This window comes from Klebsiella sp. LY (genome assembly GCF_004010915.1).
Taxonomy (GTDB): Bacteria; Pseudomonadota; Gammaproteobacteria; order Enterobacterales; family Enterobacteriaceae; genus Klebsiella; species Klebsiella quasipneumoniae.
The window spans coordinates 106,432-119,363 of record NZ_CP022444.1 but is presented as its reverse complement, the minus strand read 5'-3'; the positions used below and the strand labels follow the sequence as shown (position 1 = coordinate 119,363).

Here is a 12,932-nt window from a genome sequence, read left to right as displayed (position 1 = left end):
TATGCTTCCCGGCCGTTACGCCGTTGGCTTTTCCCGTGATCCAGGTGATGTACCGCTAATGCCCCTTTTGAGAGATGAAATTCGCGACCACTCCGCGGAAGAGATGCTGTTTATCCGCCGGGCCGCAATCGCCTTTCTGCTGGTGGTGGTCTGCTTTGGCGTGCTGATTTTCAACCTCTACCATCTGCAGGTGGAGCAGCACGATTTCTACCAGACCCGTTCCAACCAAAACGATATTAAAATGCTGCCCATCGCCCCCAGCCGCGGGCTGATATTCGATCGCAACGGCATACCGCTGGTGCAGAATATTACCCTGTATCGCCTGCAGGTGATCCCGAGCAAAATTCCCGATATGGCCGCGCTGCTGCAAACCCTGACGCCGATTGTCGACCTGACGCCGGACGACATCGCCAGCTTCCGCGACGATATGCACCACAGCAGCCGCTATAAAGCGGTTACCCTCAAATCCGACCTCAGCGACGTGGAGGTGGCCCGCTTCGCGGTCAACGAATTCCGTTTCCCCGGGGTGACGGTGGAGAGCTATCAGCAGCGTGAATACCCCTACGGCGCAGAGCTGGCGCACGTGGTGGGCTATGTGTCGAAAATCAACGACAGCGACCTGCAGCGGCTGGCGAAAGATGGCGAAGAGGAGAACTATGCTGCCGACCACAATATCGGCAAGCAGGGGATCGAGGGTTATTACGAAAAAGCGCTCCACGGCACCACTGGCTACCAGGAGGTGGAAGTGGACAACCACGGCCGGGTGGTGCGTCTGTTGAAAGAAGTACCGCCGGTGGCCGGGAAAAACCTCTACCTGACCCTTGACCTGCACCTGCAGCAGTATATTGAGTCGGTACTGAAGGGGCAGCGCGCGGCGGTGGTGGTGGTCGATCCCCGGGATGGCGGGGTGCTGGCGATGGTCTCCAGCCCCAGCTATGATCCTAACCCGTTCGTCAAAGGTATCGGCTATCAGGCCTATAAATCGCTGCTGGATAACCCGGACCGGCCGCTGATCAACCGCGTCACCCAGGGGCTGTATCCCCCGGCCTCGACGGTGAAGCCCTATATGGCGCTGTCGGCGCTCTCCGCCGGTGTGATCACGCCGAACACCACCTTCTTCGGGGCGCCGACGTGGACCCTGCCGGGCACGCAGCGTCGCTACCGCGACTGGCTGAAAACCGGCCACGGCATGCTCAACGTGACCAAAGCCATTGAAGAGTCGGCGGACACCTTTTTCTACCAGGTTGCCTTCGAGATGGGCATCGACCGGATCCATGAGTGGCTGAGCAAATTCGGCTACGGCCAGTCCACCGGCATCGATCTCAATGAGGAGTATAGCGGGGTGCTGCCCAGCCGGGAGTGGAAACAGCGAGTGCATAAAAAGCCCTGGTACCAGGGGGATACCATCTCCGTCGGTATCGGCCAGGGATACTGGATCGCCACCCCCATCCAGATGGTGAAAGCGCTCACCACGCTCCTGAACAACGGTAAGGTGCAGGACCCGCATCTGCTCTATTCGATGAAGCAGGGCAATCATGTGGAACGCTATCAGCAGCCGGCGAACCTGCCGCAGGTGGGCGATCCAAAATCCCCGTACTGGGGCATTGTGCGCAACGGCATGTATGGGATGGCGAATCTGCCCAACGGCACCGGCTACAAGCTGTTCCATACCGCGCCGTACCAGATTGCGGCGAAGTCCGGGACTTCGCAGGTGTTCAGTCTGAAGCAAAACCAGACCTATAACGCCAAAATGATCCCGGTGCGTCTGCGGGATCACATCTTCTATACCCTGTTTGCCCCTTATCAGCATCCGAAGGTGGCGATGGCGCTAATCCTGGAGAACGGCGGCGGGGATGGGGTGGTGGCCGGACCGACGGCGCGCGCCATTCTGGACCATATTTTTGTCCCGCAGCAGGCGCCGGCGGCCGCAGCCGACGTGCCGCAGCGGGAGAGCGCGGACGCCCAGTAAGCGGCTGGACTTATTCCGCAGGCGCATCGTTCATAGAAATTGGTTATTTGTCCCATCATCTTCCCGGCGGCATAGTATTTTAGGGAACATGACGAACGAGGAGGAAGGGTGACACGTAACCGATTATTGCTGGTTCAGACCGGGACGCCGCCGGCAGCCATCCGTGAGGAGCATGGCGATCTGCCGCGCTGGTTCCGCACGCTGTTGGCGCCGTGGCAGGCGCAGCTCACCGCGGTACGGGTGTTTGAGGACGAGCCGCTGCCGGCGCCGGATCGCCAGACGGTGGCGGTGCTGACCGGCTCCTGGGCGATGGTGACCGACCGTCTGGCATGGAGCGAACGGACCGCCGACTGGATCCGTCAGGCGGTGGCTATCGGCATGCCGCTGTTCGGCGTTTGCTATGGCCATCAGCTGATGGCTCATGCCCTGGGGGGCGAGGTGGCGTATCATCCCGCCGGACGGGAAAGCGGCAGCCAGACTGTTTCGCTATCGCCGTGGGGTGTCGACGACCCGCTGCTGCGGGGCCTGCCGGCCGCATTTCCCGCGCATCTGAGCCATTTGCAAACCGTGACCCGTCTGCCGGAGGGGGCCACGGTGCTGGCCGCAACCTCCCACGATCCCCACCAGATCGTGCGCTACGGGCCGCACGCGGTCTCCACGCAGTTTCACCCGGAATTCACCGCGCCGATTGCCCGCTCGCTGATCCGCTACCGGGAGGCGGTGCTGCAGGCGGAGGGCATCGACGCGAAACGATTACACGATGAAGTGCAGGAGAGCCCGCAGGCCGCGGCGATCCTCTCGCGCTTCGTCAGTGCCTATCTGCCCCCTGATGCCCCCGGCCATTAATCCCCGGCAGTGAACAGTACCCGCCAGCGGCGACGACGGCGGGACATCTCGTAGGCCAGGTCGTCGACCTCTTCAACGCGCAGCGCGTCAGCCGCCTGCGGCGTCAGCTCCGCTAAACCATACTTCTGACGCAGGACGGCCAGCGCTTGCGCCTCGGGCGGCGTCCGGGTGCGAACCTGTGCGGCCAGGCGCTGCTGTAGCGGCCTGAAGGTCGCTTCATCAAGCGGCGGCAGCTGGCGCAAAAAGGTGTTGCAACAGCGCAGCAGCGCCACGGCGCGGCGATCCGGGGACTGGAGCGCCATCAGCAGCCCGTCGCGATCGGCGACGCGCTGATAGCGGCAGCTCACCACATAGCCGATCTGCTGCTCCACCCGCAGGCGCTGGAAAAAGAGTGGCTCACAGCGCTGCGCCAGCACCCGCAGGGCCGCCAGCGAGGCGCCTTCCGGCAGCGGAATAAAGACCAGCAGCGCTGTATCGCCCCCGGGGAAAGTCAGCCGTTCGACGCCGCGGCGGCAGGGGACGGGGAGGTTGCCCGGCGGGTTAACCCGGGCGCTAAGCAGGCTCAGCTGGCGCGCGATCCACTGCGCATCCTCTGCGCTGCCGCCGGTCAGGGCCGCCAGCCAACCTTCCTGAAGCTCTGATGCGCCCAACCGATCGGGGAGCAAAGCCATGAGATGACGGATAGCAATACTCTCCGGCGGCGGGGCCAGCGGGGCGACCGGGAGTGCGAGCTGCCGCACAATGGCCTGCAGAATCGCCGCCGGCCGTTGGCCGGACGCTGGCCACTGCAGGAGCAACTGCCAGCTGCCGTCGACGCGATGCCACTCGCCGCGGCCCCCGGCGTGGCGGAGCGCGGCGAGCAGCGGGCGCAGCTGTTCCCCGCGCGCCAGCCCTTCGGCCAGATCGGACGAGCAGTAGAAGGGCGGTCGGAGCAGGAGCCTCGGCGGCTCGCCCGGTGACGGGAGGTGGAGCAGCGGCGCAGCTTTCTCCGGGTTTTCCGCGGCGAGGCCGCCAGCGGCTTGCGGATAAAAAGCGAATTCCAGCGCCGGGTCAGAGACCGGGCGGCGCCACCACCGGCTAAGCGGCAGGCTAAAGCCCTGGGTGGCAACAGGCTCCCCTGGGGAAATGGTCTGGCAGGCCAGGCTGACCGTGGGGGCGGCCTGCAGGGCGGCGCAAAAATCGGCGAACCCGACGGGCGGCCCGCCGGGGGCAAAGCCGAATGCCCGCTGGCGCAGCTGATCGAGGGGCGACAGCGTTTGAAAACGGCGCCAGGACAGCTGATAGTAGTGTTGCTGCTGGTCTGGCGTCGTCTGCCGTAGCGCCTGCAGCCAGTGGGTTATCTGCTGGTCGACCTGTTCCGGCCGGTCGCTGGCGAAGACCAGCGCCAGCCAGCCGACGTGCCGATCCTGATACAGCCAGCTCAGCGCCACCTCTTGCGCCTGGCCACGCTGGCGCAGCCCGGCCATCAGGCTGCCAGGGGCTTCATCAAGCAAAAACTCGCGCAATAACGTGACGTTGTCACTTAAGGCGATCAGCGGGCAGCGCCACAGCGCGGGCTGGCTGGAGACCGCCAGCTGCAGTGCAGTGGACTCGCCCAGGCGCAGCGGCGGCGCCGGCGGTGGAGCCTCGCCTGCGGCAAGCCCGACGGCGAAACGGGCCGCCAGCTCGCCGAGCGCCTCCAGCGACTGCGGCCCTTGCAGCCAGAGCTGCATCCGCCGGGCGACGTAATGGGTGCGGTGAAAATCACGTAACGCCGCCTGCAGTGCAGGGAGATCGCCCGCCAGCGCGTCGGCGTTGCCTACCTGAAAGCGGCGAAAGGCCGCGGGCGCGCTGGCGGCGTGGCGCACGGCGGCTTCCCGGCGCGACGGCTCATGCTGCTGGATCAGGCGGTACTCGGCGTCAATCACCGCCACTTCACGCTGAATATCTTCCCTGAGCAGCCGCGGCGCCTGCAGCATCTCCTGTAGACGCGCGACACCGTCAGCCAGACCATCGGCGGCGACCTCGAAAAAGAACGCGCTGTGGCGGGCCAGGGTGGTGGCATTCACGCTTCCGCCCTGGCGCTGCACCCAGCCCATCAGCCGGTCATCATCCCGGTAGCGCTCACCGCCGTAAAACAGCAGATGCTCCAGCAGGTGCGCCAGACCGGGAAAGCGCGATGGTTCGTGGTGGCTGCCGGCGGCGACCCGCGCCAGGGCCGCGGCGCGATCGGCATGCGGCTGATGGACCAGGGTGGCCTGCAGGCCGCCCGGCAACGTGACGGTGCGTGTCGCCAGCGTCATTACAGGTCCCGGGTTTTGTAGATCAGCTGCGAGCGGGTATGGTTGCGGAACTGCAGCTGGCTGACTTTTATGTCGCTGCAGGCCGCTTCGCGCCGGGCGTCGAGGATTTTGTGATGATGCGGCGATTTGCTGCACACCGGGTCGGCGTTATCGGCGCTGCCGGTCAGCATAAAGGCCTGGCAGCGGCAGCCGCCGAAGTCTTTCTCTTTTTCATCACAGGAGCGGCACGGCTCCGGCATCCAGTCATACCCGCGGTAGCGATTGAAGCCGAACGAGTCATACCAGATCGACTCCAGGCTCTGCTCCAGCACCGACGGAAACGCCACCGGCAGCTGACGCGCGCTGTGGCACGGCAGGGCGGTGCCTTCCGGGGTGACGCTGAGGAAAATCGATCCCCAGCCGCCCATGCAGCCTTTCGGCCGCTCTTCGTAATAGTCCGGGGTGACAAACAGCAGGTTGGTGAGATTGCCGCTGGCGGCCATTTTCTGCCGGTAGTCGGCGACCACCTGCTCGGCGCGGGCGATCTGTTCCCGGGTCGGCAGCAGCCCCTCGCGATTGAGGAACGCCCAACCGTAGAACTGGCAGGTGGCCAGCTCAACGTCATCCGCTTCCAGCTCAATGCACAGCGCGATAATTTTATCCAGCTGATCGATGTTGTGCCGGTGAAGAACGAAGTTGAGCACCATCGGGTAGTCGCGCGCTTTTACCGCCCTGGCCATCGCCAGCTTCTGCTGGAAGGCTTTTTTGTTACCGGCCAGCGCAGCGTTGAGCACCTCATCGCTGGCCTGGAAGCTAATCTGGATATGGTCCAGCCCGGCCTCGCTGAAGGCGTCAAGTTTGCTCTCCGTCAGCCCTATGCCGGAGGTGATCAGGTTGGTATAGAATCCGAGGTCGCGCGCGGCGCGGATCAGCTCTGGCAGATCTTTACGGGTCAGCGGCTCGCCGCCGGAAAAGCCCAGCTGTACGCTGCCCATCGCCCGCGCCTGGCGAAAGACCTCGATCCATTGTTCGGTGGTCAGCTCCTTGTCCTGTTGGGCGAAGTCCAGCGGATTCGAACAGTAGGGGCACTGCAGCGGGCAGCGGTAGGTTAGCTCCGCCAGCAGCCACAGCGGCGGATTGACGGCGGGTTTACTCTGGCTCACGGCAGGTGATCCACTTCTGTTGACAGGCTATCTGCAGGAACTCGATGACGTCGTCATCGACGCCACCGGCTTCCGGGAAGCGTTCGTTGAGCACGGCGATAATTGCCGCGACGTCGCGCCGGCCATCGACCAGCTCGAGGATCGCCGCGGCGGTCTCATTGAGTTTAGCCATTCCCTCCGGATAGAGGATCACATGGCTCTCCTGGGCAGCTTCCCACTGCAGACGGTAGCCGCGACGAAAGGCGACGATGGAGGTTTTTTGCATGGTTACACCAGTCGGGTCGTGTGCCAGGCCGCCTTGTCGGTGACCGTATGATAGGGCGGGCGCTGCAGGGCATAGGCCATGGTCATGGCGTCAAGCATCGACCATAAAATGTCGAGCTTAAACTGCAGGATCTCCAGCATCCGGTTCTGTTTTTCAGCGCTGTCGCAGTAGGCCTTCGCCAGCGCCAGGCCATGCTCCACGTCGCGGTTGGCCTGGCTCAGACGGCTGCGGAAGTAAAAATAGCCTTCCTCTTTGATCCACGGGTAGTGCTGCGGCCAACTGTCGAGGCGCGACTGATGGATCTGCGGGGCGAACAGCTCGGTCAGAGAGCTGCAGGCCGCCTCCTGCCAGCAGGCGCGACGGGCGAAATTAAGATAGGCATCCACCGCGAAGCGCACGCCGGGCAAGACGTGGCGCTCGCTGAGCAGATCGTCGCGGCTCAGACCGACCGCTTCTCCCAGCCGCAGCCAGGCTTCAATCCCGCCGTCCTCGCCATGGCTGCCATCGTGGTCGAGGATCCGCTGCACCCATTTGCGCCGGGTCTGCGCGTCCGGGCAGTTGGCCATGATCGCCGCGTCTTTCAGCGGAATGGTGGTCTGGTAGTAAAACCGGTTCGCCACCCAGCCCTGAATTTGCTCGCGGGTCGCGTCGCCGTTATGCATGGCAATGTGGTAAGGGTGGTGAATATGGTAGAAGGCGCCTTTGGCCCGCAGGGCCTCTTCAAAGGCCTGCGGCGACAGCGTGTCGGTGATCAGCATGCGGTTTCCTGAAGGGTGATAGCCATCCCGTCCCAGCTCACTTCAATCCCCTGTTGCGTCAGCGCCTGGCGCTGGGGAGACCGCTCGTTAAGGATCGGGTTGGTGTTATTGATATGAATAAGAATTTTACGTTTTGCCGACAGGGAGGCCAGCAGGGCCATCATCCCGTGCTCATCACCGAGCGCCAGGTGGCCCATATCGCGGCCGGTATTGCGCCCAACGCCGGTGGCCTGCAGTTCGTCATCCTGCCAGACGGTGCCATCGATCAGCAGACAATCCGCTTTTTGCAGCCATGGCAGAATGCTCTTATCCGGTTCACCGAGCCCCGGTGCGTAGAACAGCGTCTGCCCGTTGCGGCGGTTTTCGATAAACAGCGCCACGTTATGGCCCGGCAGCGGCCGGTCGCGATACGGTGAATAGGGCGGCGCGTTGCTGGCGATAGGCACCGCGGTAAACTGCAAATCAGGACAGGCGTCAACGGTAAAAGGCTGCTGCGGCGCGATGGGGTGATGCACCAGGCCGCCATTCCAGTGTCGAAGCATGGTAAACACCGGGAAACCGGTGGAGAGATCCTCATGGACCTCCGGGGTGCACCACACCTGGTGCGGGCAGCCTTCGCGCAGGCTCAGTAACCCGGTGGTGTGGTCGATCTGGCTGTCGGTGAGAATAATGCCGCCGATATGCGTTCCGCGCAGCACGCCGGCTTTATTTAACTCGGGCGTGTGGGCGATCTGCTGACTGATATCCGGCGAGGCGTTGCACAGCACCCACTCCTGACCGTTATCGCTGACGATGATCGACGACTGGGTGCGGGCGCTGGCTTGGATCGTGCCGTCGCGCAGACCCTGGCAGTTGGCGCAGTTGCAGTTCCATTGCGGGAAACCGCCGCCGGCGGCGGAACCGAGGACTTTAATGAACATGAAGACGGACCGGGTAATGTAAAAAGATGCCCGCGCGAACGGCGGGCGGGGCGATTAGCGGTTAGAAATGTACAGCGTCACTTCCAAACCGAGACGTAAATCGATAAAAGCAGGTTTCTTCCACATGTTTTGTTCCTCTTAAAAATGACCACAGGCCTCACGGATAATGCAGGATCTGTGACGGCCGCCGCATATTGCGCTTCACCGGGTGAGAGATCAACCCGGAATCTGTAAGGATTTAACTTTATGTTTACAATATAACCTATTGTTGCCAAACATGTTTTAATACCCGCAGCCAGTTACGCCACAGCAGCTTATCCAGCACCAATTGATCATAGCCGCTAGCGCGCAAGGTATTGATAAGCCGCGGTAAGCCGGCCACATCCCCCAGCGCGTCCGGCAGGGTGACGCCGTCAAAATCCGAACCGAGGGCCACATGATCCTCACCCATTATGTTAATAAGATAGTCGATATGCCGGACGATGGTGGCGATGGGCGTGTCGCTATCGCGCCGTCCGTCGGCGCGCAGGAAGGCGTTGCCGAAATTGACGCCCACTACGCCGCCGCTGTCGCGGATCGCCCGCAGTTGCCGATCGGTCAGGTTGCGCGGCTGCGGGCACAGGGCGTGGGCATTGGAGTGGGTGGCCACCAGCGGGGCGGTGGAATGGTGGGCGGTATCCCAAAAAGCCTGTTCATTCATGTGCGAAACATCGATCTGCATCTTCAGGGCGTTGGCCTGGGCGATGAGCGCGATGCCCTCGCCGGTAAGACCCGGCCCGCTGTCCGGGCTGCCGGGAAAGGCGCCGGTGACCCCGCAGCCGAAGCGATTAGCGATATTCCAGAACGGACCGATGCTGCGCACCCCGGCGCGATAAAAGTCCTGCAGATCGTCGCCTTGCGCGTCGAACCCGCCGGCGCCTTCGATGTGCGCCACCATCGCCAGCGCCTTATCCTGACGACAGCGTTCGATATCCGCCGCGCTCAGGCACAGCCGGGCGCGGCTGGCGTCATGGGCGCAAATCGCCTTGAGAATAGCCAGCTGCTGCCAGAGGATCGTTAAGGGATCCCACGCCTGGCTGGCGTACTGCGGCGCCATACGGGCGATGTACTCCTGCGGCGGCACAAAGAGGGCGAACAGGCCGCCGGCCAGACCGCCCTGGAGAATACGCGGATAATCGAGGTGGCCGTTCTCTACCCCGGCAAAGAAGGCGGTCACCGGATCCTCGCGATGGTGAAGCCAAAGATTCAGCAGCAGGTCATTGTGACCATCAAAAATCGCCATAGCGGGCTCCTGGGTTATCAGGTGGTAAAAATGGCTGACACGGTAGCGGATTTATGCCCGGGGGCAAGCAGAAATTCACAAGCCCGCAACAATTGCCAACGTGAACGGTGTATCACACTGTATCCTGCGGCGGGTCCCTGACATTAAGAGATAAAAATGGCCCCGGTCGGGCACATGGCGGATACAAATTTCCGCTTAACTGGTCACGTACTCTCTTGACGAAGATAAAAGGTGAGAAAGCGATGAACAGATTATCCCTGATCCGGTATACCAGCGCCGCGGCGCTGGGGTTATCCACCCTGTGGTCCGCCGCCGTTTGCGCCGCTGAAGACGCGGGGGCGTTCGACAACATCCACCAGATCCACGCTGGCGATCTGAATATTGGCTACGTGGATATCGGTCCGCGGGACGGCCAGCCGGTGATTCTGCTGCACGGCTGGCCCTACGATATTCAGAGCTATGCCCAGGTGGCGCCGGCTTTAGCGCAGAAGGGTTACCGGGTGATTGTGCCGTATCTGCGCGGCTACGGCGCCACCCGTTTCCTGTCGGCGAAAACGCCGCGTAATGGTCAGCCGTCGGCGATGGCGGCCGATATTGTCCATTTGATGGACGCCCTGAACATCAGGCAGGCAGATCTGGCCGGCTTTGACTGGGGGGCGCGCACGGCGGATATCGTCGCCGCGCTGTGGCCGCAGCGGGTGAAATCCCTGGTCTCGGTGAGCGGGTATCTGATCAGCAGTCAGCAGATTGGCGAAAAACCGCTGCCGCCGCAGGCGGAGCTGTCGTGGTGGTATCAGTTCTATTTTGCCACCCCGCGCGGCGAAGCCGGTTACCGGCAGAACACCCACGACTTTGCGAAATTTATCTGGCATCAGGCGTCTCCGCAGTGGCAATTCAGCGACGCGACCTTTGCCAAAACCGCCCGGGCGCTGGATAACCCGGACCACGTGGCGATCACCATCAGCAACTACCGCTGGCGCCTGGGGCTGGAGAAGGGGGAAGCGAAGTATGCCGGCTATGAACAACGGCTGGCGGCGCTGCCGCCGATAACCGTGCCCACCATCACTCTGGAAGGGGCGAATAACGGCGCGCCGCATCCGGCTCCGGCCAGCTACCGGGCCAAATTTACCGGTAAATATGAGCACCGGGATCTGCCGGGGGCGGTGGGCCATAACCCGCCGCAGGAGGATCCGACGGCGTTTGTGCAGGCGGTGGTGGACGCCGATCGGTTGTAACCCGCGACTTGCCGGCGGCGCGACGTTGCGCTTCCGGCAACACGGCTTATGCTTGTGAAGAGTTTATTTTGCCGCAGGAGCAGCCTTTGGAGCGTATTGACCACATCCTGGTCGTCGATGACGACCGCGACATCCGGGAACTGATTGTCGACTATCTGGAAAAATCGGGATACCGCGCCAGCGGCGCGGCGAACGGCAAAGCCATGTGGTCGGTGCTCAAAAACCATCAAATCGACCTGATTGTGCTGGATATCATGATGCCGGGCGAGGATGGCTTAACGCTCTGTCGCCAGCTGCGCGCTAACCCGCAGCAGGATATTCCGGTGCTGATGCTCACCGCCCGCACCGACGACAGCGACCGGATCCTCGGCCTCGAGATGGGGGCGGACGACTATCTGGTGAAGCCCTTTGTGGCCCGCGAACTGCTGGCGCGCATCAAGGCCATTTTACGCCGCACCCGGGCGCTGCCGCCCAACCTGCAGATCACCGAGGCGGGCAGGCTGATCGCGTTTGGCGACTGGCTGCTCGATACCGCCGCCCGCCATCTGCTGGACGACAGCGGGGCGATTGTCGCCCTCAGCGGGGCGGAATATCGACTGCTGCGGGTGTTTCTCGACCATCCCCAGCGGGTGCTGAACCGCGATCAGCTGCTTAATCTGACCCAGGGACGCGACGCCGAACTGTTCGAACGGTCAATCGACCTGCTGGTGAGCCGACTGCGTCAGCGCCTGCGGGAGGATGCCCGGGAGCCGGCCTATATTAAGACGGTGCGCAGCGAAGGCTATGTGCTGTCGGTCCCGGTCTCCATCCGCGAGAGGCATGAATGAGGTTCTGGCCCGTCTCGCTGCAGTCGAGGCTGATGGCGCTGCTGTTTCTGGCGCTGCTGCTGGCGAACACCTTAACCCTGTCGCTGCTGTTTTATGAGCGAATGAGCAGCGCCCGCAGTGTGATGCTGGGCAATCTGGCGTCTGATGTCGCCACCAGCGTGGCGATCCTCGACCGTCTGCCGCCCGCTGAACGCCCGCAATGGCTGCCGAAGCTGGCGCGCGGCAACTACCGCTATCAGCTGGACGCCGGCGAACGCGGCGACTACCCGGACAGCTGGCGCGCCCGGGACGCGGCGCGCTCCCTGCAGGAGGCGCTGAGCGCGCAATATCCGGTGAGTATTGTGGCGATCCCTGGTCCGCGTCAGCATATCCAGGCCCATATCACCCTCCACGATGGCGCCCCCTTGACCCTCGACCTGTGGCCGAAGCTACCGCCCATCGCCCGCTGGCTACCGGTGGTGCTGATCGCTCAGTTTGTCCTCCTGCTGGCCTGCGCCTGGTACGCGGTTCGCCAGGTACTGCTGCCCATCACCCGTTTTACCCATGCGGTGAATGCGCTTGAGCCGGCTAGCGACACGGCGGGAACCATGGCCGAGCAGGGGCCGGAGGAGGTGCGCCGTGCCGCCCGCGCGTTTAATGCGATGCAGACCCGCATCCACGATCATCTGCAGGAGCGGGCGCGGATCCTCGCCGCCATCTCCCACGATCTGCAAACGCCGATCACCCGGATGAAGCTGCGGGTGGAGATGGCCGATCAGCCGGAACTGCGCGACAAACTGCTGCAGGATCTCGACAATATGACCCGCCTGGTGCGCGAAGGTATCGCCTTCGCTCGCACCTCGCAGCCGCTGGCGGAGGCGCGCCAGCGGCTGAACCTTGACGCCTTTCTCGACAGTATCGCCTGCGATTATGCCGACGTTGGCCGGCCGGTGCGGTTTTGCCCCGAGGAGAGCGCCGGGGTGGTGTGGATCCCACCGCAGGCCCTGCGCCGGGTGATGACTAACCTTATCGATAACGGGCTGAAATTCGGCGCCACGGTAACGGTAACCCTGACCCGCGACGCCGTCGGGGATATCACTATCCATGTGCTGGATGAGGGGCCGGGGATCCCTGAGGCGTCGCTGCAGGCGGTGCTGCAGCCCTTTTTTCGCCTGGAGGACTCGCGCAATCGCGATACCGGCGGCACCGGTCTGGGACTGGCGATCGCCGCGCAGCTGGTCAGCCAGATGAACGGCACGCTGCGCCTGTCCAACCGCCCGCAGGGCGGCCTGGACGCCAGCGTGCGTCTCGCCGCGCAGGGATTGTATCCTGCTGTATCTCCGGCGCAGTTGGAAAACTAAGCCGACAATTCTCCCGCTTTCCTGACACATCCGCCCTACATCTCCTTGCTGTAATGTCGTGGCTGC

At 63.2% G+C, this 12,932-nt stretch carries 12 protein-coding genes; 5 read left to right on the top strand and 7 right to left on the bottom strand.

The window, feature by feature from the left end; genetic code table 11:
• The first annotated feature begins 58 nt into the window (after positions 1–58).
• Together mrdA and CE636_RS03305 are read left to right on the top strand one after the other, a co-directional pair.
• Positions 59–1,969 (top strand): penicillin-binding protein 2, encoded by a 1,911-nt coding sequence (mrdA, locus tag CE636_RS03310; protein ID WP_017900544.1) that lies wholly within the window; start codon positions 59–61, stop codon positions 1,967–1,969.
• 108 nt (positions 1,970–2,077) lie between these two features.
• On the top strand, positions 2,078–2,815 hold the full coding sequence (locus CE636_RS03305) for a glutamine amidotransferase (RefSeq protein WP_017900545.1): 738 nt from the start codon (positions 2,078–2,080) through the stop codon (positions 2,813–2,815).
• Here the strand turns inward: CE636_RS03305 and pqqF are convergent.
• The 7 genes from pqqF to CE636_RS03270 form a co-directional block, all read right to left on the bottom strand.
• Positions 2,812–5,097, bottom strand: a complete 2,286-nt coding sequence (pqqF, locus tag CE636_RS29170) for a pyrroloquinoline quinone biosynthesis protein PqqF (protein ID WP_017900546.1) — start codon at positions 5,095–5,097, stop codon at positions 2,812–2,814. The genes CE636_RS03305 and pqqF overlap by 4 nt on opposite strands.
• Complete coding sequence (gene pqqE, locus CE636_RS03295) at positions 5,097–6,239, bottom strand: pyrroloquinoline quinone biosynthesis protein PqqE (protein WP_017900547.1); 1,143 nt, start codon at positions 6,237–6,239, stop codon at positions 5,097–5,099. Before pqqE ends, pqqF begins: the two co-directional genes overlap by 1 nt.
• A complete protein-coding gene (gene pqqD, locus CE636_RS03290; RefSeq protein WP_004202592.1) occupies positions 6,226–6,504 on the bottom strand; it encodes a pyrroloquinoline quinone biosynthesis peptide chaperone PqqD in 279 nt (92 codons plus the stop codon). Before pqqD ends, pqqE begins: the two co-directional genes overlap by 14 nt.
• Before the next feature lie 2 nt (positions 6,505–6,506).
• On the bottom strand, positions 6,507–7,262 hold the full coding sequence (gene pqqC / locus CE636_RS03285; protein ID WP_004143685.1) for a pyrroloquinoline-quinone synthase PqqC: 756 nt from the start codon (positions 7,260–7,262) through the stop codon (positions 6,507–6,509).
• On the bottom strand, positions 7,256–8,182 hold the full coding sequence (pqqB, locus tag CE636_RS03280; protein WP_017900548.1) for a pyrroloquinoline quinone biosynthesis protein PqqB: 927 nt from the start codon (positions 8,180–8,182) through the stop codon (positions 7,256–7,258). The genes pqqC and pqqB overlap by 7 nt, the downstream gene beginning before the upstream one ends.
• 54 nt (positions 8,183–8,236) lie before the next feature.
• Positions 8,237–8,308, bottom strand: coding sequence for a pyrroloquinoline quinone precursor peptide PqqA (pqqA, locus tag CE636_RS03275; RefSeq protein WP_002905689.1), 72 nt, complete (start codon positions 8,306–8,308; stop codon positions 8,237–8,239).
• Between the two features lie 136 nt (positions 8,309–8,444).
• Positions 8,445–9,464, bottom strand: a complete 1,020-nt coding sequence (locus tag CE636_RS03270) for a dipeptidase (RefSeq protein WP_017900549.1) — start codon at positions 9,462–9,464, stop codon at positions 8,445–8,447.
• A 242-nt stretch (positions 9,465–9,706) separates the two neighbouring features.
• On the opposite strand from CE636_RS03270, the gene CE636_RS03265 reads away from it, so the two are divergent.
• From CE636_RS03265 to CE636_RS03255, 3 genes are all read left to right on the top strand, one after another.
• A complete protein-coding gene (locus CE636_RS03265; RefSeq protein WP_017900550.1) occupies positions 9,707–10,699 on the top strand; it encodes an alpha/beta fold hydrolase in 993 nt (330 codons plus the stop codon).
• A gap of 86 nt (positions 10,700–10,785) precedes the next feature.
• Complete coding sequence (locus CE636_RS03260) at positions 10,786–11,526, top strand: response regulator (protein ID WP_017900551.1); 741 nt, start codon at positions 10,786–10,788, stop codon at positions 11,524–11,526.
• Positions 11,523–12,866, top strand: coding sequence for an ATP-binding protein (locus tag CE636_RS03255; RefSeq protein ID WP_017900552.1), 1,344 nt, complete (start codon positions 11,523–11,525; stop codon positions 12,864–12,866). The genes CE636_RS03260 and CE636_RS03255 overlap by 4 nt, the downstream gene beginning before the upstream one ends.
• Positions 12,867–12,932 lie beyond the last annotated feature (66 nt).